Here is a 20553-nt window from a genome sequence, read left to right on the forward strand (position 1 = left end):
CGCAGATGGCGGCCAGCAACTCACTGGAGGCTTCTTTACGGCCCCGCTCGACCTCGGAGAGATAGCCCAGACTCACGCGCGCCGAGGTCGACACCTCGCGCAGGGTCCGGTTCTGGGCGAGACGAGCACGCCGCAGACTGTCCCCGATGGCCTCTCGCAGCAGCGTCATCTCGTTCTCCTTCGCTCCCTGTCAGGGGACCCGCATGACACTCACGAGTGCCACGCACGCCGTTCTTTCTGGCACAACGTCGGACACGTCCTGGAAGGTTCCCGCCCGGCGCAAATCACTCACCCATCCCTATCGGATCCCGGCCCCGTTGTCGTACACATCGCAGCAGTTCACGTATCGCGGTGTGCGCGGCGCCGATCCTGATCGTCCACCGGTCTCCGTGGAGTTTCAACCGCATGACCTCGGTGTGCCCCGGACCGGCCAGTCCCAGGAAGACCGTGCCGACCGCGTGGCCGTCCTGCGAGTCCGGCCCGGCGACCCCGGTCAGCGCCACTCCCCAGTCTGCCCCGCATCGGGTGCGGGCGCCCACCGCGAGCTGCTCGGCGGTGCTGGCCGCAACCGGGCCCTCGCTCGTCAGGATCTCGTCGCTGACGCCGCCGAGGCTGTGCTTGAGGTCTGTGGCGTACACCACGAGCCCGCCGCGCAGGACAGCGCTGGCACCGGGCACTCCGGCGATGGTCGCGGACAACAGCCCGGCCGTGAGCGACTCGGCGGTGGCCACGGTCTGGCCCGCCGCGGTCAGCGTGCGCACCAGGTCGACCGCGGGCACGTCCGCGAGCAGCGGATCGGTCGAGGACGACGCCGTCATGCGCCGCGCGCTCTGCCCGGCCCGCCCGCGAACCACACCCGGATCGCCTGGCCGACATAGTCGAGCCCGGTGAGCACGGTGAGCGCGACGGCCACGTACATCAGCACCATGCCCGCGTCCAAGAACCATCCGCCCAGCGGCAGCAACAGGACCGCGATCGAGAGGGACTGCACAAGGGTTTTCAGCTTGCCGCCACGTCCGGCGGGGATCACGCCGCGGCGCACCACGACCAGGCGTAAGAGGGTCACGCCGACCTCACGACCGCAGATGACCAGGGTGATCCACCACGCCAGATCGCCGAGCACCGACAGCCCGATGACCGCGGAGCCGATCAGCGCCTTGTCCGCGATGGGGTCGGCGAGCTTGCCGAAATCGGTGACCAGTCCGTACTTTCGCGCCAGCTGCCCGTCGAAACGGTCGGTGATCGCGGCGATGCCGAACAGGGCGGCGGCGACGATCCGCCAGACCGGGTCGTGCCCGCCGTCGACGAACAACGCGAGCACGAACAGCGGGACCAGCGCGATCCGCAGCATGGTCAGGATGTTCGCGATGTTCATCAGCGGCACGACGGGCTCGGCGTGCGGCGCGACGAGGCCGGAGCGCATCGGGCTGGCCGCCGACCAGCGCCGGTCGATCTCCTCCGGCTGCGCGCTCATAAACACTCCAGCATGCGCGCGGCACGAAGGCCGGCGCCGACCCGGCTCGCCTCATGCCGGACCCCGGCGTGATGCGGTGAGCGGGACGACTGGATGTGTGGCACACGTTCAGCCTATCGGTAACCCACCCGACTACTCTGCACCCCATGAACTCTCGGGGACCACTAGGTGGTTCGACCAGCGACGCACATCCGGGCGTGCCTCTAGGCGCGCGTAGCTCCGCACCGGTAGTCCGACGCGCGCGAACCTCCGATGTGCCCGAGATCAAACGCCTCGTCGATGTCTACGCCGGCCGGATACTGCTGGAGAAGAACCTGGTCACGCTGTACGAATCGGTCCAGGAATTCTGGGTCGCCGAGCTCGACGGCCGGGTGGTCGGCTGCGGCGCGCTGCACGTGCTGTGGGCCGATCTCGGCGAGGTGCGCACGGTCGCAGTGCACCCGGATGTCAAGGGCGGCGGCGTCGGGCGGCTCGTGGTCGAGCGGCTGATCGCGGTGGCTCGCGAGCTGGAGCTGCGGCGGCTGTTCGTGCTCACCTTCGAGGTGGAGTTCTTCGCCCGGCACGGGTTCGCGGAGATCGACGGGACGCCGGTGACCGCCGAGGTCTACGCGGAGATGTGCCGGTCCTACGACACCGGCGTCGCGGAGTTCCTCGACCTGAGCTACGTCAAGCCCAACACCCTCGGCAATACTCGGATGCTGCTCACCCTCTGACTCACGTACAGGAAGCGATTCGTCAGTGCCGATCTTCGCCGTTCACTACACCTACTCCGCGGCCACGGTGCCGGGCCGGGACACCCACCGCCCCGAGCACCGGGCCTGGCTCGCCGACCAGCTCGCGGCGGGCGCGCTGCTGACCAGCGGGCCGTACCCGGACGGGTCCGGCGCGCTGATCCTGTTCCGCGCCGAGGACGCCGACGCGCTGCGCGCCTTGCTCGCGCGGGACCCGTTCGCGCGCGAGGGGCTGATCGATGAGGTTCGCGTCGTCGAATGGCTTCCGGTGCTGGGCGCTTTCACGTCTTGAAAAACCTGATTCCCCGCCCGGCGAACGGGCGGGGAATCCCGACGTCTGCGCCGAAGTCCGCTAACTTCCGGCGACACACCGTGCGCGATACGGACATACCACCGACCGCACACGGCAGACTCGCGCCATGCGCACATACCTAGCGATTTTCGCGTCGACGGCGGCCACCGCCGGCCTGTTGTACGCGTACCTGGGTGAGCCGGACAATTCGGACCCAGCAACCTCTTCCTCGGCCCGTCCGTTGACCCAGCCCGGCGTTGTCGACCCGGTGCTGTTCCGCGACGCCGACGGCTACTACTTCCAGACCGCCGATCGGCAGATCACCTGTGGCATCCGCGACGAACCCACCGGACAACCGCGCCGCGCCGCCGGTTGTCAGGGCGCGACCGGACCCGCACCGTCGCACATGGAGAAATGCTGGAGCTCGGACCCGAAGGCCGCCGCGGTCGCGGTCGGCGAGGACGCCGGATATCTCTGTGTGAACCAGGGGTTCTACACCGGGCCACAGGCCGAGCCCGGCACCGTCCTCCCCGCCGGATCCACCCTGCACGCGCTCGGATTCACCTGTCGGGCAGACACTTTCAGCGTGCTGTGCAGCAACGACGAGGACGGGCACGGGTTCGAGATCGCGCCGGACAGCAATCGGTTGTTTTGAGCGTCAGCGCTTGGCCTGCTCCGAGCGGGTGCGCAGCAGGCTGGCGACCGTCGCGAGAACCAGGATGCCGAGGATCACGCCGAGCGACACCCCGGTGGAGATCTCCGGCACGCTGACATGCTCGCCGCCGTTGATGAACGGCAGCGTGTTCTCGTGCAGCGCGTGCAGCACCAGCTTCACGCCGATGAACGCCAGGATCGCGGAGAGACCGTAGGACAGGTAGACCAGCCGATCGAGGAGTCCGCCGATCAAGAAGAACAACTGCCGCAAACCCATGAGTGCGAAGGCGTTCGCGGTGAATACCAGGTACGGCTCGCTCGTCAGACCGTAGATCGCCGGGATGGAGTCCAGGGCGAACAGCAGGTCGGCGAAGCCGATCGCCAGCAACGCGAGCAGCAGCGGGGTCAGCGCGCGCCGTCCGTCGACGCGGGTGATCAGCCGGTCGCCGTCGTAGCTGTCGGTGGTCGGCAGCAGCCGCTTGGCCAGCGCGACGATCCGGCTGTCGCGCTTCTCCTCGTGCTCGGCCTCGTGGCCGCTCTCGGTGATCAGCTTGGCCGCGGTGTAGATCAGGAAGAACCCGAACAGATAGAACACCCAGCTGAACGCGCTGATCGCGGCCGCGCCGACGGCGATGAACGCCCCGCGCATCACCAGCGCGATCACGATGCCGATCAGCAGCGCTTTCTGCTGATACATCCGCGGCACCGCGAAGGTCGACATGATGATCAGGAAGACGAACAGGTTGTCCACCGAGAGCGCCTTCTCGGTGATGAAGCCCGCGTAGTACTCCCCCGCGAACGTCGAGCCCCACCGCCAGGCGACGAAACCGCCGAAGAGCAGGGCGATTCCGATATAGACCGCGGACCAGAAGCCGGACTCGCGGAAGGTCGGTTCGTGCGGGGTGCGCACATGGGCGAAGAAGTCGAAGACGAACAGGCCGAGGATCACCACGACGGTGATGCCCCACTCGAGCGCGGTTACCTGCATGCGGTGTGTCGATCGATCGTGAAGGTCATGTCGTCCATAATGCCCGATTTGTCCGTTCTAGTCGGCTTGCGGGGTGGTTGCTGACCATAATTTCACATGCGCTCGACCCGGCCACCATGCCAGAGTGACGACCGTGACCGACGACTACCTTCGCCTCAACAAGGCCAATTGGGATGAGCGCGCACCCGTGCACGCCGCGTCGCGTGACTACGCCGTCGAGCGGTTTCTCGCGGAGCCGGACTTTCTCAGCGGGGTGGTGCGGTTCGATCAATCGCTGCTCGGCGACGTCCGCGGGCTGCGCGGCGTGCACCTGCAATGCCACATCGGCACCGATACGCTCTCGCTGGCCCGGCTCGGCGCCACGATGACCGGACTCGACTTCTCCCCCGCGGCGCTGGAGCAGGCGCGACTGCTCGCCGAAAAGACCGGTGCTGCCGTCAATTTCGTCGAATCCGATGTCTACGACGCGGTATCCGCCCTCGGCGGTGCGCGATTCGATCTGGTGTACACGGGAATCGGTGCACTGTGCTGGCTTCCGAGCATCGAACGCTGGGCGCGAACCGTCAGCGACCTGTTGCGTCCCGGCGGGCGGCTGTTCATCCGGGAGATGCACCCGATGCTCGGCACGATCGACGAAAACCACACCGACAGACTGGTTGTCGGGTACCCGTACTTCGAAACACCTGAGCCGATGGTGTTCTCCGACGGCGGCACCTACGTCGACAACGACGCCGAGTTCGTCCAGACGACGACCCACGAGTGGAATCACGGATTCGGCGAGATCCTCACCGCGCTGCTCGACGCCGGGCTGTCGCTCACCGGGCTGACCGAGCACCGCAGCGTGCCGTGGGAGGCCTTGCCGGGGCAGATGACCTCGGGGACCGGCGGCGAATGGCACCTCACCGAGCATCCGGAGCGGTTGCCGCTCAGCTTCACCTTGCAGGCACGCAAGGACTGATCGGGGCGCGCCACCTGGGCTGATGACGGCCCGCGCGGCTCGGCGCGTCCCGGCCGAAAGGCCGTCGTCGCGGTACAGAATGCCGTCATGCAAATCCGAGGAGCTCGTATCGCTGTGGTGCCGTGCGCCGTCGCGCTGGCGTTGCTGGCCGGGTGTGGCAATGACGACAAGGACTCGGGCGCGGCGGCGCCCAGTTCGGCGAATCTTCGCTCGGCGGCGCCGAGTTCGCCGGTGGCCGCTCCCCCGGCCCTACCGACGACCGCGCCCGTCTCGACGAGCGCGGCCGCCTCCTCGGCGGCGCCGACGACGGCCCGGGGGCCGGTCTCCGGGCCGGTCGACCCCGCGCAGTACCGGCAGCAGATGGGGTACTACTTCCAATCGCCCAGCGGGACATACCTCTGCGCGATCCTCGACCAGCCGATCGATGACAACGCACAGGTCGGTTGTCAGGGGCCGACCTCGCCCGCGCCGGCGGAGTTCCGGGACTGCTGGACCAGGAATCCGCAGGGCAGCGCGCTCACCGTCGGCGCCCACTCGAAGGCGCTGTGCCTGAACCAGGGCGTGTTCGTCGGCGCGCCGATCGACGGCGGAAGCCGCGGCGGCGGCCGGGTGCTGCCGTACGGGGGGATGCTCACCGTCGGGCCGTTCACCTGCGACTCGGCCGAGAGCGGAGTGACCTGCACGAACGACACCACCGGCGCCGGGTTCAAGATCGCGCGAGAAGGCAACCGAACCTTCTGAATGGAAAATCGGTTCCCAAGCCGAAATTCGGATGTTAACGTCGGTATCAGAGAAAGCACCCACTCAGAGAGGCACGACGATGACCGGGACCCAGCGGCGACAGTGGTCGCGCGGCGGTGCCTGGCGCTCGCGTGCCAACACAGTGCTATCGACGGTCGGCTATCGACGGCTGACCGTCCGGAGCGGCCCCTGACTCGTGTCTTTCCTCAGACCCGGGAAAGGGGTCACTCCGCGGCAAACGCCAAGGGGTGACCCCTTTTTCGTGCCTACGGACGTAGCTCAAATGGGAGAGCAGCGGTCTCCAAAACCGCCGGTTGTGGGTTCGAGTCCCGCCGTCCGTGCCACACAACTCCATAGTGACGACGACCAGGCAGCATGCCCGAGCGGCCGAAGGGGCCTGACTGTAAATCAGGTGTATTCACCACCGGAGGTTCGAATCCTCCTGCTGCCATTGGTGTTTCCTGTCCGTGTAGCTCAGCGGAAGAGCGGCGCCCTCCGAAGGCGCAGGCCGGTGGTTCGACCCCACCCACGGATACGAAACCCGATCCCTCGTAGCCCAATCGGTAGAGGCGCCGGACCTAGATTCCGGGAGGTGCGAGTTCGAATCTCGCCGAGGGAACATTGCCCGCGTCCCGCGGGCAACGCGTTCGTGGCTCAACGGATAGAGCACCTGGTTACGGACCAGGGGGTTGGAGGTTCGAATCCTTCCGGGCGCACAGGTGGTCGACGTAGCCGAAAACGCTTCGGCCTGAGCGTGTTTCGTATCGGTTGGCACCGTGGCCCGGCCCACGGTGCCTACTCCATCGAAAAGCTCTGCGGTCCAATGAAAACGGCGCCGTCAGGCGGCGCGGCACCGCGATACTTCGGCAGCTGCATGAATTCCGGTCCACAAGGCGGTGTCGCACATTTTCGCTGGCCCGCACGGACACCTCAACGCGATCGTGGTCTCGATGGAGAAGAGGCTACCGGTTGACCAGGATTGACAGTTGCCGCTCGCAGATTGTGCCAGGCCGGTAACCGCGTACGTACCGTCCGAATCATGACGTGAGGCATGAACAAACGGGCGCGGCGTACCCTCGGATGGTGTGACCGAGCCGAAACCGGGACGCGTCAGAGTCGAGATGAGTCAGAAGCGGGTAAGGGTCTACCTCGGCGGGCAGCTGGTGGCCGATTCGACCCGGCCAGTGCTGGTTTGGCAGACCCCGCACCGCCCGATCTACTATCTGCCGGTCGCCGACCTGCGCGCGAAACTGGAACCGAACGGCGAAACCACATACTGCCTCAGCCGTGGCGAAGCGACCCTGTACGACGTCGTGCTGGAGGACGGTACGGTCGTGGCGGGTGCGGCGGCGCGTTATCTCGACTCACAGCTGACCGTACTGAACGACCTCGTCCGACTCCGATTCGACCTGATGGACGAATGGCTAGAGGAGAACGAGCCGATCTACGGTCACCCGCGTGACCCTTACATTCGCGTCGATATCCTCGCCAGCTCCCGGCACGTTCGGGTAGGAATCGACGGGGTTACCGTCGCCGATTCGCACACCCCGCACATCCTTTTCGAAACCAAGCGTCCCGTGCGGTACTACCTACCGCTCACCGACGTCCGGATGGACGTGCTCACTCCCACCGCCGCGCACAGCTCGAGCCCGTACAAGGGCACCGCCGACTACTGGTCCGTTCGCGTGGGCGACGAGGAGCACCGGGAGATCGCCTGGTGCTACCGCAACCCACTACCGGAGAGCCAGAAGATCGCCGGGTTGGTCTCGTTTTACAACGAGAGGGTCGATATCTACCTCGACGGCGAACTCCAGGAACGCCCGCACACATTGTTCGGTTGATCATCGTCCGATCTCCCGGCACATACTCCGTCAGAAAGTCCTGCGGCCCAATAGAAATGGTGACCGTCAGCCCGCGCGCGGGCGAGTTCGGGTGTTGAGGTCGGCTGTCGCGGCGTCCAGAATCGGGACGCCGATGCGTTGGCTCGTCGCTGCGACCTCTTCCAGGATTGGGATGGCCTCGTGGGGGCGGCCGATTGCGAGGAGGGTGCGGGCGTGCACCTGCATTGCTCGTAGACGGGGTATGGCGGACGGGACTTCGGTCAAGGCCTGTACGGCTGCCTCGGCGACCGGTGCTGCTGCGGCGGCGTCGTCGGTGGCCAGCATGATTTCGGCTCGGCGGGCCAAGGCGCGGCCCTCCTGGTCTCGGCGGCCGTCTCGGCGGGCGGCGTCGAGGGACTCCTCGCACAGGGCGCGGGCGGTTTCGGGGTCGCCGCTGTGCAGTGTCGCCAAGGCCAACTCTTGTAGGGCCATCGACTCGACGCGCAGGCTGCCGGCTCGGCCGGCGAAGGACAGGGCCTGTTCGGCGGCTTGGACGGCGTCTGGCCATCGCCGGGCGGTGCAGTGGACGCCTGCGATCGCCGCCCACATCAGCCCGGGGCTCGCGGCCTGTTCCTGGTCGGCCAGGTCGATGGCGCGCAGGTAGTGCTCCATCGCCGCATCGGTCTTGCCTCGATAGGTCATGCCTGTGCCGAGCATGACTTCGGCGATGGTGGCGCCGGAGTGGTCACCCAGCTCCAGCAGGGTTGCGCTCACTTCACGCAGCGTGCGGGCGGTGGTCAGGTCTCCCGTGCCGATCAGGCGGGTCATGACCGCGGCCAGTCTGGCTCTGGCCATGGTTCGGCGATCGCCGTCGGCTTCGGCCGCGCGGCTGAGCATTTCGAGCGGCCGGTGCTCACCGATATCCCCGCCTACCGCCAGTGCCAACGCGAGATCGGCTGCGAGCGTGCGGGTTCGGGCGTCGCCGGCGTCGGCTACCTGTCGATGCAATGCCGCGATCGCGGCTCGTTCGGTCGTTATCCATGCGGTGCACCGCCGCTGCGTGGTGAATTGCTGCCCGGCCGCGCCGGTGGCGGCGTAATGCTCGGTGGACATGTTCGGATCACGCAGCGCCATCACGTTTTTCACGCTGGCCAGATAGAAGTCGATCAGCCGGTGCATGGCCCGGGGCCATTCTCGCCGCTGCTCGGGCTCGGCCACCTTGCGGCCGAACAAGCGCAACAGGTCGTGGTATCGGTAGCGGCCGAGTTCCGGCGTTTGCAACAGGCCGGCATCGACCAGGGTTTCGCAGAGCCGCTCGGCCTCGACCGGATCGCGGTCGAGCAGCGCGGCGACGGCGGCGACGGGTAGTTCGGGCGCGTCGGCGTTCGCGATGAGCACGAACGCGCGCGACAGTTCGGGGTCGAGTCTGCGGAAACCGGCTAGAAAGGCGTGCTCGACGCTGGTGCCGCCGACCGTGAGCTCGGCCAAGCGGCCGTGCTCGTCGGCCAGCCGCTCGGCGAACCCGGCGAGCGGCCAGGTGGGCCGGCTCGCCAGCCGCGCGCCGACGACGCACAGCGCCAGCGGCAGATGACCGCAGCCGCGCAGGATCTCGCGTGCCGCAGTGGGGTCCCCGGCCAGCCGGCGCGCAGATGCTCTGTGCGCCAACAACTTCCACGCCGCGTCGGGGGCGAGGACATCCAGCGGGACCAGGCGCGCGCCGAACAGTTCCGCCAGGCTCGAACGACTCGTCACCAGCACCGCCGCCGGGCCCGGCCCGGGCAGCAACGGGGCGAGGTGGGCCACGTCGGGCGCGTTGTCTAGCAACAGCAGTGCGCGTTTGTTCGCGACAGCGTTGCGCCACAATTGCTTTCGCTCGTCGGAGTCCAGCGGCAGCTCGCTCGGCTCGAAACCGAAAGCGCGCAGCGCGGTCCCCATCAGCAGGTCGGTGGACCGTGGCCGCTCGTCCAGGCCGCCGAGATCCAGATACAGGACGCCGTCCGGGTAGTGCCGGCGCACCTGGTGCGCGAGATGCACCGCGAGAGCGGTTTTTCCGACGCCGCCCATCCCGGTGATCGCGACCACGGGGCGACGGTCGCCGTCCCCGCCGAGTACCGTGGTCAGCTCTGACACGAGTTCGTCTCGGCCGACGAAATCGGTGATGTCCGTCGGGAGCCACGCCGGGATGCGACGGGAGTGCAATTCCTTTTCGGGAGAGGGCGTTTCCGCTGTGCCGGTCGGCGGAGGCGTCGCCGACAGGATCTCCTGATGCAGCCGGGACATCCGTGGACCGGGCTCCAGGCCGAGTTCGTCGGCGAGCATCCTGTGTGCGTTCCGGTACACCTCGAGCGCCTCGATCCGCCGCCCGGCCCGATACAGCGCGACCATCATCAGTTCGTGCCACCGCTCGACCTGCGGTTCGGCCGCGACGAGCGCCTCCAGCTCCGCGACGGCGGCGGAGTAACGGCCGAGGTCCAGGGTGACGGCTATCGCCGCCTCCGCCAAGGCCGAGCGCAGGCCGCCGAGGCGGGCCCGCTCCTTGTCCGCCCACGGCCCTGGCACGCCGACCAGCGGATCACCACGCCAAAGCCGTTTCGCCGCAGCGAGTTTCTCGTGGGCGAGGTCGGCCGCGCCGGAGGCCCGGTCGGACTCGGCGGCCGCGAGCAACTCCTGAACCGTGACGGCATCGCACTGCACCGGTAGGGCGAGGCGGTAACCGCCGACGGTCGAGGTGAGCCACTCCGTTCCGGCGCCGGCGTGGCCGTGGGCCCCGAAATGCCTGCGCAACTCGTGCACATGATTGCGCAGGACGCTGAACGCCGACGTCGGCCGTCGATCCGACCACAGGCGAGCGGCCAAGTGTGGCGTCGACAGGGTGCGCCCGGACTCGGCCGCGAGGATCGCCAGCACCGCCAGGGTCTGCGGCGCCGAGATGGACAAGCGCCGCTCGGCCAGCCGTACCTCGACCGGTCCCAGCACGTCCAACCGGAGCACGGACGATGTCACTGCGGTGTCCGACTCAGTCACGTCCCTGACGCTAAGACAGGACGACAGACCCGGTCGATGCGCAGAATTGCGCTGTCTCACACCAGAACAGCAATTATGTGTCGATCGCCGACCGCCTTCGCTCTTGCGAGTGAGCCTGCACGGGCTCGCGAAGATAGGCTGCAACCGGGCATGTCCGCCCCGCCGCACGCCATCGACCCGGGCACCGGCAAGAGCGACAACCTCTGCGACCGGGCACGTTTCGCCAGGAGGGCCGGTGGATCGGTGCCCGCCTCGCCGAACCCATTGCCGCGCAGACCTGAACTGGATCAGGCGGCTACCGCTTGCGCGCGGTGCTGGAGAAGCGCCTCGCGCGGCTGGATCGCCAGGCGGGTCGATTCCCGTGGAAGCTCAGCAGCGCATCCAGCCTGCCCTGGCTGATCTCCGGCTGGTACCCGGTGTACCAGGCCGGGTTCTCGAGCAGGTTGCGTACCAGCACCCGGTGGGTGAGCACGGGCACGCGCGGCGTGGTCCTCAGCGCCGAGGGTTCCATCGCTACCTCAGCCATGTCCCGGCGACGCGCCGGAGACCAACGGCCACAACAGAATCACCTCGAGGGAACCCGTCGTGGCAGGCACGGAAGGACGGTCACCATATACGTCCTCACCGCTGGTCGGAGACTCGTGTCAGTCGAGCGCACCACCTCTCGAACAGCTGAACACATCTCGGCCAGAACGAGTTTCGTATCCGGAGTCGAAACGGTCTAGTGACCGGCGAGATAGGCGCGTCCGCGCGGAGACAGCTCATACCCGACCTCGAGGCTCGAAGTCAGCCCCAGCGCTTTGAGCTTGCGCACGTCGACCTTGAAACGGTCCGGCTCGCGACCGAGGCGGGCCGCGAGGTCGGGGGCGCGGGTCGCGGGCAGCTCCTCGATGAGCCGCAGGGTGCGAATGGTCCACGGCCCGAAGGAACTCGACGTGTCCATTCGGGCGAGCCGCGCCGTGAGCGAGGCGATGTCCTCGTCGGAGAGCTGATCGTCGCTCGCCAGCTCCGCGCGCGGATCGGGGCCGTCCGCCAATCGAATACGCAACAGGTAGATCGGATCACCCTCGGCCCCACGCAGATCCGCGAGCACCTGCGCCGCGGAACCGTACCCGGCGGCGTGCGCGTCCTTGGCCCTGATCCGGCTCGGTGCGACGATCTCGGCCTGCTCCACCACGATTCGGCCCGCGCCCGTGCGGTACACCTTCCCGGCCGTTGCATGCCGGTGCCGCCACCGCCGGAAAAGCACGGTGATCGACCCGTCCTGAATGCCCGCCCACCGCTGCTTCTCGATCAGCATGTCAGGAGTTCCGGACTACTCGCCGCCCTCCGGCGGCGGCTCCTCCCCGCCGCGAATGGTCCACAGCAGGCCCTCGAGCTCGTCGGGTTTGATAAGCACGTCGCGGGCCTTGGAGCCCTCGCTGGGGCCGACGACGCCGCGGGTCTCCATCAGGTCCATCAGGCGGCCCGCCTTGGCGAACCCGACGCGCAGCTTGCGTTGCAGCATCGAGGTGGAGCCGAACTGCGAGGTGACGACCAGCTCCACGGCCTGCAGGAACACGTCGAGGTCGTCGCCGATGTCCGGATCGACGTCCTTCTTCTCGCCCTGCTTGGCGGAGGTGACGCCCTCCTGGTACTCGGGCTCGGCCTGGTTCTTGGTGAAGTCGACGACGGCGTGGATCTCTTCGTCGCTGATGAACGCGCCCTGCAGGCGGGTCGGCTTGTTCGCGCCCATCGGCAGGAATAGCCCGTCGCCCATGCCGATCAGCTTCTCCGCGCCCGGCTGATCGAGGATGACCCGCGAGTCGGTGAGCGACGAGGTGGCAAAGGCCAGCCGCGACGGAACGTTGGTCTTGATGAGGCCGGTGACCACGTCCACCGAGGGCCGCTGGGTGGCGAGCACCAGGTGAATGCCTGCGGCGCGGGCCTTTTGCGTGATCCGCACGATCGCGTCCTCGACGTCACGCGGCGCGGTCATCATCAGGTCGGCGAGCTCGTCGACGATGGCGAGGATGTACGGATAGGGCCGGTACACCCGCTCGCTGCCCAGCGGCGTGGTGATCGCGCCGGACTTGACCTTCTTGTTGAAGTCGTCGATGTGGCGAACCTTGTTGGCCTGCATATCCTGATAGCGCTGCTCCATCTCCTCCACCAGCCACGACAGCGCCGCGGCCGCCTTCTTCGGCTGGGTGATGATGGGCGTGATCAGGTGCGGAATGCCTTCGTAGGGCGTGAGTTCCACCATTTTCGGGTCGATCAGGATCATCCTGACCTCGTCCGGTGTGGCCCGGTGCAGCAGCGAGACGAGCATCGAGTTCACGAAACTCGACTTGCCGGAGCCGGTGGAGCCGGCGACCAACAGGTGCGGCATCTTGGCCAGGTTGGCCGCGAGGTAGTCGCCCTCGATGTTCTTGCCGAGCCCGATCACCAAGGGGTGGTGGTCGTTTCGGGTCGACGGGGCCTTGAGCACGTCGGCGAGGCGGACCAGTTCGCGGTCGGAGTTGGGCACCTCGATGCCGACGGCCGACTTGCCGGGGATCGGGGCGAGCAGCCGAACGTTCTCCGTGGCAACGGCGTAGGCGATATTGCGGGCCAGCGCGGTGATCTTCTCCACCTTCACGCCGGGGCCGAGCTCCACCTCGTAGCGGGTGACCGTCGGGCCGCGCACGAAACCGGTGACCGCCGCGTCGATCTTGAACTGCACCAGCACCTCGGTGATCGCCTCGATCATCGATTCGTTGGCGGCACTGCGCTTCTTGGGCGGTTCGCCGTCGGTCAGCAGCGACATCGGCGGCAGCACGTAGTCGCCCTCGACCTCGCGGTCGGCGACGAACTCGAGTTGCTGCGGTGGCGGCGGGGTCTGGTCCTCGACCTTCGGCGCGCGCTGCTTCTTCGGCTTCGGCTTGGCGGCGGGCGGCTCGGTCGCGATCGGCTTCGCGTCCTGCAGCGGCGGCTCGCCGAGCACCTCGGTCACCGCGTCGGGATCGCCGAACTCGTCGGGCGGGTAGTTCTCCGCGGGCGTGCGGCCGCGCCGCTTCGTCTTGGCGGTGTGCAGCGGGAAGCCGTCTGCGTCGTAGTGGGCCGGGTCGTATTCGCCTTCGTAGGAACCGTATTCGTCGCCGCCGCTGCCGGTGCCGAAGTACTCGCGCAGCCTGGCGGGCACCTCGCGCACCGTCGTGCCGGTCAGTAGCAGCACGCCGAAGACGATGGCCAGCAACAGAATCGGCACCGAGAGCCACGCGGTGAGTCCGTTGGTGAGCGGCCCGCCGACCACGAAGCCTACGAAACCCGCTGCGCGCGAACGACCGTGCGGGTCGGTCGGCGCGCCCGCGAGCACGTGCCACAGGCCGAGCAGCGGGAGTCCGACGAGCAGCCCGCCGAGCACCAGGCGCGGCCGGATCTCCGGATGCGGCTCGGTGCGCATCAGCACGATCGCGATCGCCGTGCCCACGAACGGCAGTGCGGCCGTGGCCGATCCGCCGACCGCGCGGATGGCTTCACCGATCCAGTGCCCCACGGGCCCGCCCGCCGAGAGCCACACCGCGGCCGCGATGACCGCGCTGAGCGCGATGAGGGCGAGGGCGATGCCGTCGCGGCGATGGCCGTGCTCGATCTCGCCGGCCTTGCTGAGGGTGCGCGTCGTCGCGCCGAGGCCGCGCGCGAGCATGTTCCAGCCGCTGCTGACGCCCCGGCTCACCACGGCCAGCGGCGCGGTGTTCGAGGCGCGGCGGACCGGCCTGCGCGCCGGTGGGCGGCGCCCGCGCGGGGTCGGCGTGGTGCGGGGCGTAGCCGTACGGGACCGAGCCGTACTGGTCCTCCCCCGGGCCGATCCCGCCCGCGCCCGAGTAGTCGTGGTGCTGCGGGACTTACCTGCCATGGACCCAGGCTAGCCGCAAACGCCCCTCCCAGACCATCCGCAACACTGGTATCGGCAGCCTCAGCGGTGTCGAACTGTGCAGACGCCCAGGTCGCAGTCGCGCCTATGGGCCGGAATTCAAGCTGGAGTCGCGTGCTTGACCAGTCCCGCGTCTCCAGGTGTTCAGGCCGAGCTCGCGCGCCTCAACTGTCCCGCCTCTAGGGCAACTCAGGCCAGACTCGTGTGCCTGACCAGTAGCGTCGGCGACCGATTGTGTCGGTGCCAGCAAGCTCGTCGGTGTCGCCCCTGTGCTCAGGAAGTCAATCATCGCGCGGGTATACGGAGTCGAACCGCACCTCAGGCTCAGACGGAGCGATCGAGAGCGAGAACAGCCTGAACGGCTTCCGGCTCGCCGGTGGTCTCGATGCGGACCTCATCACGACCGAACGCGTGCAGCAGCAGCTCCGACGGCATGCCCGTCAACGTCACCTCCGTGCCGGACGTCGAACGCACGACCGCGCGTTTGCCCTCGAGCGTCGCCAACACGACCGTCACCGGCGACTTCCGGTAGGACCGCCGACCCATCTTGCCGACCAGCGACCAGTACCTGTCCTCGTCGGCCTGCGCGATCTCGCGCGGCTTCCAGCCGGGACTGCCGCGGCGCACGTCCTCGTGGTGGACGAACATCTCGGTGAGATTCACCAGCGCGTCGAGCGGGCGCAGCGGCGACCACCACGGCGGCCCGGTGCGAACCTGCTCGAGCAGCTCAGGAAACGGTGTGCGAGCCGTCTTCGCCTGCACGCGTTCGAGATATCCGGCCAGCGGCGCCAGCATGATGCCGGGCGCGGCGTCGAGCCGTCGTTCGCGAACGACGAGGTGCGCGGCCAGGTCGCGCACCGTCCAGGTGCCACACAGCGTCGGCGCCTCCGGCCCGGCGGCCGCCATCGTCTCGACGAGCTGCTGACGTTCCCGCTGCGCGATGCTCACCCCCAGAACATACCCACGCCGCGCGCGCCGACCCGCGCACCCGCCGATTTGCCGAAAAGTGTTCCGCATAGCAGAGAATGCGGCACGTTCCGACGCGACCCCCCGGGGAAACGAGCCCCCGAATTCCTGGGTAGCGCAATGAAGGTTCGCTATGTACCTTGTCACTCGGTCCATCGGGTCGTGGGCCTCATGAACAAGAAGGGCAAATTCCCTGTGAAGAAGTTTTCTACTGGTGCGGCCATTGTCGCGGCGGCGGGTTGCGCACTGGCTATCAGCGCGCCCACCGCTCAAGCGAAGGCGTACAACTACGGCGCGATCGCATTGTCCACCTCCACCGGACTGATCGGCTACTCCTACGATTACCCGGATTCCGGGTCCGCGCAGGCGCGCGCGGTCCGCAGCTGTGGGGCGGGCGACTGCGAGACGGTGGTCTGGTTCGCGAATGGCTGTGGGGCGGTGGCCTACTCGAACAGCACCGGCGCGTACAGCTGGGCCTACGCCGCCTCCCGCGGCGGCGCGCAGAGCAAGGCGCGGGCCAACAACTACTCCGATGCCTACATCGTGCATTGGAACTGCACGTCCAACCACGGCTGACGTCCGCGAATCGATTCAGGGGAAACATCGTGAAACACCGCACTTTCCGGACCGCCGTGGCCGTCGTGCTCGCCGCCGCCGCGTGCACGCTCACCGCCTGCGCCTCCGGCGACAAGGACAAGGAGTCCTCGTCGCCGAGCACCAGCGCCAACGCCGACAACAAGCCCGGTGAACTCCAGGGCGGAAGCGACAAGGGCGACAAGGAGACCGGCTCCGCGCCGACCACTCCGTCCTCGCCGGTGCTGGCCAAGCCCTCGACGCAGCAGCTCAACGACCGCCTGAACAAGGCGTTCGATCCGAGCGTGCCGAACAAGGAGAAGATCAGCTGGATCCAGGCCGCCGAGCAGGATCCCTACCTGGTCGCCAACCTGGTCGACGCCGCGAAGAAGCAGGGCGTCAAGGTCGAGATCACCAATGTGGGCGACCCCAAGGACGGCAAGCTGAAGGCCGACGCCAAGGTCACGATCAACGGCACCCCGGTCGACGACGCGTTCGTCTCCTTCGTCTCCGAGGGCGGCGAGTGGAAGGTCGACCACACCTTCGCGTGCAATATCGTCAAGAGCGCGAAGATCGAGTCCGCGGCCTGCCAGGAGTGAGCTAGGACAAACGAAAAGCGCCGGAGGCCAAGGGCTTCCGGCGCTTTTCGGTATCTCGGATCAGACGCCGATCACCGTCGGCACGATCATCGGGCGGCGCCGGTAGGTGTCGGCCACCCAGCGGCCGACCACGCGCCGCACGCTCTGCGCGATCCGGTGGATGTCGGTGACGCCCTCCGTCGCCAGCCGCAGCAGCTCCGCCTCGACCAGTTCGGCCGCGTCGGTGAGCGCCGTCGGATCGTCGGAGAAGCCGCGCCCGCTGACCTCCGGCGCACTCACGGCCTTGCCGGTGGTCTCGTCGATCGCGACGGTGATCGAGATGAAGCCGCCCTCGCCGAGCACCAGCCGGTCCGACAGGGTGGACTCGCCGACGTCGCCGACGGAGAGGCCGTCGACGTACACGTGTCCGACCGGCACCCGCCCGACGATCGAGGCGATGCCGTCGACCAGGTCGACCACGACGCCGTCCTCGGCGAGCATGACCCGGTCCTCCGGCACGCCGGTCGCGACGGCGAGCGCGGCGTTGGCGCGCAGGTGCCGCCATTCACCGTGCACCGGCATGGCATTGGTGGGCCGCACGGCGTTGTAGAGGTACAGCAGCTCGCCCGCGGACGCGTGCCCGGAGACGTGCACCTTGGCGTTCTGCTGGGTGATCACCGTGGCGCCGAGCCGGGCCAGGCCGTTCACCACCGCGAACACCGAGTTCTCGTTGCCGGGGATGAGCGAGGACGCGAGCACGACGAGGTCGTCCTGGCGGATATTGATCTGGCGGTGATCGCCGCGGGCCATCCTGGACAGCGCCGACAGCGGCTCACCCTGCGAACCGGTCGAGATGAGGACGAGGCGATCGCCCGGCAGCGTCGCGGCCTGGTCGAGGTCGACGACCACGCTCTCCGGCACGGTCAAATAGCCCAGGTCCTGCGCGATCTGCATGTTGCGGACCATCGAGCGGCCGACGAAACAGACTCGCCTGCCGTACTTCTGGGCCACGTCGACGACCTGCTGGATGCGGTGCACGTGGCTGGCGAAGGAGGCGACGATCACGCGGTTGCGCGCCTTGCCGATCACCGTGTCGAGCACGCCGCCGATCTCGCGTTCGGGCGTGACGAAGCCGGGCACCTCGGCGTTGGTGGAGTCCACCAGGAACAGGTCGACGCCCTCGTCGCCGAGCCGGGAGAAGCCGGCCAGGTCGGTGAGGCGGCCGTCCAGGGGCAGCTGGTCGAGCTTGATGTCGCCGGTGTGCAGCGCGACGCCCGCCGGGGTGCGGATGGCGACGGCCAGCGCGTCGGGGATGGAGTGGTTGACGGCGAAGAACTCGCAGTCGAACGGGCCGTGGACGGTGTGCTGGCCCTCGACCACCTCGATCAGCTTCGGCTGCTGGCGGTGCTCCCGGCACTTCGCCGCGACCAGCGCGAGGGTGAACTTCGAACCGACGACCGGGATATCGGAGCGCAGGCGCAGCAGGAACGGCACCGCGCCGATGTGGTCCTCGTGGCCGTGGGTGAGCACGACGGCGACGACGTCGTTGATCCGGTGTTCGATGGGCCGGAAGTCGGGCAGGATCAGGTCGACGCCGGGCTGCTGATCCTCGGGGAACAGCACGCCGCAGTCGACGATGAGCAGTTTGCCGCCGTACTCGAAGACGGTCATGTTGCGGCCGATCTCGCCGATGCCGCCGAGCGCGAAGACGCGCAGGCCGTTCTTGGCCAGCTTGGGCGGCGCGCCGAGCCGATCGTGCGTGGGGGTCGTCGCGCGCGAATCCTGTTGCGGCGCGGACTGTTCGGCGCGGCCACGGCCGGACTGCTGACGGCCGCGCCCGGATCTGCGGCTCTGCTGACCGTTCTGCGGCGCCTCGGCGCGCGGCGCCGACTGCTTGGCCGGGGCGGACTGCTTGGCGGGCGCGGACTTCTTCGCCGCGCTCTGCCGCTGCTGCTTCGCCGCAGGCTGCTCGGCGGGCGCGGACTGCTCGGTCCGCACCTCGACGACCTCGGTCGCCACCGTGATCTCCGCGGGCTCCTCGGCGCGCGGCCGCTCGACCGGGGCGGGTGGCTCGAGCGGGGCGGTGGCTCGACGGGGGCAGGGGGTGCGACCGGGGCAGGCGGCGGCGGGCCGGCGCTGCGGGTCGCGGTCCTACGGGGACGACGTGCGCCAGGTTCGGTCATGACCGCACCTCGACAATGCTCAACGCCGCTGTGCGCGACGCGCACCGGGCGATCGGCTCGCTCTGCTGTGTGGTGATTCGCTCGCTCCGCTCTCTCATTCGAGCACCCCCGCCGCCCGTAGATCGGCGGCCAGGAACTCGAGTTGTTCAGGGTTGGGCATCAATTGCGGCAACCGCGGTTCGCCGGCGTCGATCCCGAGCAGGCGCAGGCCGCCCTTGCTCATGGCGACACCGCCCAGCCGGAACATCGCCGAGTTCAACGGCGCCAGTTTCGCGTTGATCTCGCGGGCCCGGACCACCTCACCCGCGGTGTACGCGGTGAGCAGCTCGCGCAGTCGCTCGGGCACGAGATGGCCGATGACGCTGATGAATCCGGTCGCGCCGACCGACAGCCACGGCAGGTTCAGCGTGTCGTCGCCGGAGTAGAAGGCGAGGTCGGTGTTGGCGATGAGGTCGGCGCCCGCGTTCAGGTCGCCCTTGGCGTCCTTGACCGCGACGATGCGCGGATGCTCGGCCAGCCGACGGATGGTGTCGCTGGCGATGGGCACCACCGAGCGCGGCGGAATGTCGTAGAGGGTGACCGGCAGGTCGGTGGCGTCGGCGACGGCGGTGAAGTGCGCGAGCAGACCCTCCTGCGAGGGGCGCGAGTAGTACGGCGTCACCACGAGCAGGCCGTGCGCGCCGGCGCGCTGGGCGTTGCGCGCCAACTCGATCGAGTGCGCGGTGTCGTAGGTGCCCGCGCCCGCGATCACGGTGGCCCGGTCGCCGACGGCCTCGACGACGGCGCGCAGCAGGTCGGCCTTCTCCTGCTCGGTGGTGGTCGGCGACTCGCCGGTGGTGCCGGAGATGGCGAGCAGATCGACGCCGCGATCGACGAGGCGGGCGGCGAGCGCGACGCCGGCATCGATGTCGAGCTTGCCGTCGGCGCTGAAGGGGGTCACCATCGCGACACCCACCGTGCCGGACGCGCGAAGCCGGGTCTGATCGGCGGTGTTCGCCGCGCCTCCGGGGTTAGGCACGCTGCCGCCTTCGGGCCGGACGCTCCCACCGCGTGTTGGCGTCGATTCACCGTTCGTCATGGTCAGAAAGGCTACCCGGTCTGGGGAACGCCCTCGACACCGTCGCCACTCAACGGACCGGGCGGTCGGCTGTGCGGTGTCACACGACTCGGGGATGATGTCACACCGCGCCTTGCATGACATCAAGTATGGCGTCACACTGATGTCATGGATCTGAACAAGTACACCGCCCGCCTGCGCGAGGACCTGATCGCGGCCGCCGCCCTCGGCGACGAGAAAACCCAGGCCACCGCGGCGGCGTTGGCCGCGGCGACCGAGAGTTCGGCCCGGCTGGTGCTACTTGCCGCGCTCTCGGAGATGGCGACCGAGCTCAGCACCGAACTCGGCGACCGCACCGTGCACGTCTCCTTCGACGGCACCGAGGCCAAGGTCGACCTGCGCAAGCAGTCCGCCGCCGACGACCACCCGAGCTTCGAGGAGATGACCGGCGACATCAGCCGGGTCACGCTGCGGCTGGTCGAGACGTTGAAGTCCAAGGCCGAGGAGGCGGCCGCGCAGAGCAATCAGTCGCTGAATTCCTGGTTGTCCGGGGCGGTTTCGGGCGCCCTGCGCGATCAGATGCGCGGTTACGGGCCCAAGCGCGACTGACGCGGCCCTT

19 protein-coding genes, 5 tRNA genes and 1 pseudogene are annotated in these 20553 nt (G+C 68.4%); 14 read left to right on the forward strand and 11 right to left on the reverse strand.

Annotated elements, in window-relative coordinates:
* From ON39_RS21480 to pgsA, 3 genes are all read right to left on the reverse strand, one after another.
* Nucleotides 1-169 (reverse strand): helix-turn-helix domain-containing protein (locus ON39_RS21480; RefSeq protein ID WP_040737049.1); only part of this gene is annotated, 169 nt, incomplete at its 3' end.
* A 115-nt stretch (nt 170-284) separates the two neighbouring features.
* Entirely contained in the window at nt 285-818 is a 534-nt protein-coding gene (locus ON39_RS21485) for a CinA family protein (protein WP_040737115.1), read from the reverse strand.
* The gene (gene pgsA, locus ON39_RS21490) at nt 815-1474 is read right to left on the reverse strand and encodes a CDP-diacylglycerol--glycerol-3-phosphate 3-phosphatidyltransferase (protein ID WP_040737051.1); all 660 of its coding nucleotides are present in this window, start codon (nt 1472-1474) and stop codon (nt 815-817) included. Before pgsA ends, ON39_RS21485 begins: the two co-directional genes overlap by 4 nt.
* Nucleotides 1475-1620: 146 nt before the next feature.
* Here pgsA and ON39_RS21495 point away from each other — a divergent pair, with 146 nt between their 5' ends.
* The 3 genes from ON39_RS21495 to ON39_RS46030 all read left to right on the forward strand — a co-directional run bounded on the left by ON39_RS21495 (nt 1621) and on the right by ON39_RS46030 (nt 3152).
* Entirely contained in the window at nt 1621-2187 is a 567-nt protein-coding gene (locus ON39_RS21495) for an amino-acid N-acetyltransferase (protein ID WP_083894601.1), read from the forward strand.
* Nucleotides 2188-2212: 25 nt separating this feature from the next.
* Nucleotides 2213-2497: a YciI family protein gene (locus tag ON39_RS21500; protein WP_040737056.1), complete on the forward strand. Its 285-nt coding sequence runs from the start codon at nt 2213-2215 to the stop codon at nt 2495-2497.
* A 127-nt stretch (nt 2498-2624) separates the two neighbouring features.
* A complete protein-coding gene (locus ON39_RS46030; RefSeq protein ID WP_051186887.1) occupies nt 2625-3152 on the forward strand; it encodes a hypothetical protein in 528 nt (175 codons plus the stop codon).
* A 3-nt stretch (nt 3153-3155) separates the two neighbouring features.
* On the opposite strand, the gene ON39_RS21510 is transcribed toward ON39_RS46030, so the two are convergent.
* A complete protein-coding gene (locus ON39_RS21510) occupies nt 3156-4139 on the reverse strand; it encodes a TerC family protein (RefSeq protein WP_040737058.1) in 984 nt (327 codons plus the stop codon).
* 133 nt (nt 4140-4272) lie between these two features.
* Between ON39_RS21510 and ON39_RS21515 the strand changes: the two genes are divergently transcribed.
* From ON39_RS21515 to ON39_RS21550, 8 genes are all read left to right on the forward strand, one after another.
* Nucleotides 4273-5097 (forward strand): class I SAM-dependent methyltransferase, encoded by an 825-nt coding sequence (locus ON39_RS21515; protein ID WP_040737118.1) that lies wholly within the window; start codon nt 4273-4275, stop codon nt 5095-5097.
* Between the two features lie 87 nt (nt 5098-5184).
* Nucleotides 5185-5838 (forward strand): hypothetical protein, encoded by a 654-nt coding sequence (locus ON39_RS21520; protein WP_146251131.1) that lies wholly within the window; start codon nt 5185-5187, stop codon nt 5836-5838.
* Between the two features lie 268 nt (nt 5839-6106).
* Nucleotides 6107-6182, forward strand: a tRNA-Trp gene (locus ON39_RS21525).
* Nucleotides 6183-6207: 25 nt separating this feature from the next.
* A tRNA-Tyr gene (locus ON39_RS21530) sits at nt 6208-6289 on the forward strand.
* Between the two features lie 12 nt (nt 6290-6301).
* Nucleotides 6302-6373 (forward strand) — tRNA-Arg (locus ON39_RS21535).
* A 10-nt stretch (nt 6374-6383) separates the two neighbouring features.
* Nucleotides 6384-6457, forward strand: a tRNA-Leu gene (locus ON39_RS21540).
* Nucleotides 6458-6481: 24 nt separating this feature from the next.
* Nucleotides 6482-6554 (forward strand) — tRNA-Arg (locus ON39_RS21545).
* Between the two features lie 369 nt (nt 6555-6923).
* Nucleotides 6924-7679 carry a DUF427 domain-containing protein gene (locus ON39_RS21550; protein ID WP_040737060.1) on the forward strand — a complete coding sequence of 252 codons (756 nt, stop codon included), beginning with the start codon at nt 6924-6926 and terminating at the stop codon, nt 7677-7679.
* A gap of 66 nt (nt 7680-7745) precedes the next feature.
* Here ON39_RS21550 and ON39_RS21555 read toward each other — a convergent pair whose 3' ends face one another.
* From ON39_RS21555 to ON39_RS21575, 5 genes and pseudogenes are all read right to left on the reverse strand, one after another.
* Entirely contained in the window at nt 7746-10682 is a 2937-nt protein-coding gene (locus tag ON39_RS21555; RefSeq protein WP_051186890.1) for an AfsR/SARP family transcriptional regulator, read from the reverse strand.
* A 364-nt stretch (nt 10683-11046) separates the two neighbouring features.
* Nucleotides 11047-11151: pseudogene (locus ON39_RS51505) on the reverse strand (hypothetical protein); the annotation flags it as partial.
* A gap of 252 nt (nt 11152-11403) precedes the next feature.
* Nucleotides 11404-11982 carry a hypothetical protein gene (locus ON39_RS21565; RefSeq protein WP_040737064.1) on the reverse strand — a complete coding sequence of 193 codons (579 nt, stop codon included), beginning with the start codon at nt 11980-11982 and terminating at the stop codon, nt 11404-11406.
* 15 nt (nt 11983-11997) lie between these two features.
* A complete protein-coding gene (locus tag ON39_RS21570) occupies nt 11998-14559 on the reverse strand; it encodes a DNA translocase FtsK (RefSeq protein ID WP_040737066.1) in 2562 nt (853 codons plus the stop codon).
* A gap of 342 nt (nt 14560-14901) precedes the next feature.
* Complete coding sequence (locus ON39_RS21575; protein WP_051186891.1) at nt 14902-15525, reverse strand: TIGR03085 family metal-binding protein; 624 nt, start codon at nt 15523-15525, stop codon at nt 14902-14904.
* 189 nt (nt 15526-15714) lie between these two features.
* Between ON39_RS21575 and ON39_RS21580 the strand changes: the two genes are divergently transcribed.
* A complete protein-coding gene (locus ON39_RS21580; RefSeq protein ID WP_040737125.1) occupies nt 15715-16119 on the forward strand; it encodes a DUF4189 domain-containing protein in 405 nt (134 codons plus the stop codon).
* A gap of 29 nt (nt 16120-16148) precedes the next feature.
* Nucleotides 16149-16715: a WKL family lipoprotein gene (locus tag ON39_RS21585; RefSeq protein ID WP_040737068.1), complete on the forward strand. Its 567-nt coding sequence runs from the start codon at nt 16149-16151 to the stop codon at nt 16713-16715.
* Between the two features lie 60 nt (nt 16716-16775).
* Here the strand turns inward: ON39_RS21585 and ON39_RS21590 are convergent, their stop codons facing one another.
* Both ON39_RS21590 and dapA read right to left on the reverse strand, forming a co-directional pair.
* Complete coding sequence (locus ON39_RS21590; RefSeq protein WP_303621525.1) at nt 16776-18713, reverse strand: ribonuclease J; 1938 nt, start codon at nt 18711-18713, stop codon at nt 16776-16778.
* Between the two features lie 258 nt (nt 18714-18971).
* On the reverse strand, nt 18972-19820 hold the full coding sequence (gene dapA / locus ON39_RS21595) for a 4-hydroxy-tetrahydrodipicolinate synthase (RefSeq protein ID WP_051186900.1): 849 nt from the start codon (nt 19818-19820) through the stop codon (nt 18972-18974).
* 282 nt (nt 19821-20102) lie between these two features.
* Between dapA and ON39_RS21600 the strand changes: the two genes are divergently transcribed.
* Entirely contained in the window at nt 20103-20543 is a 441-nt protein-coding gene (locus tag ON39_RS21600; protein ID WP_040737072.1) for a hypothetical protein, read from the forward strand.
* The last annotated feature ends 10 nt before the right edge of the window (nt 20544-20553 follow it).

It is taken from the genome of Nocardia tenerifensis NBRC 101015 (assembly GCF_000308715.1).
Taxonomy (GTDB): Bacteria; Actinomycetota; Actinomycetes; order Mycobacteriales; family Mycobacteriaceae; genus Nocardia; species Nocardia tenerifensis.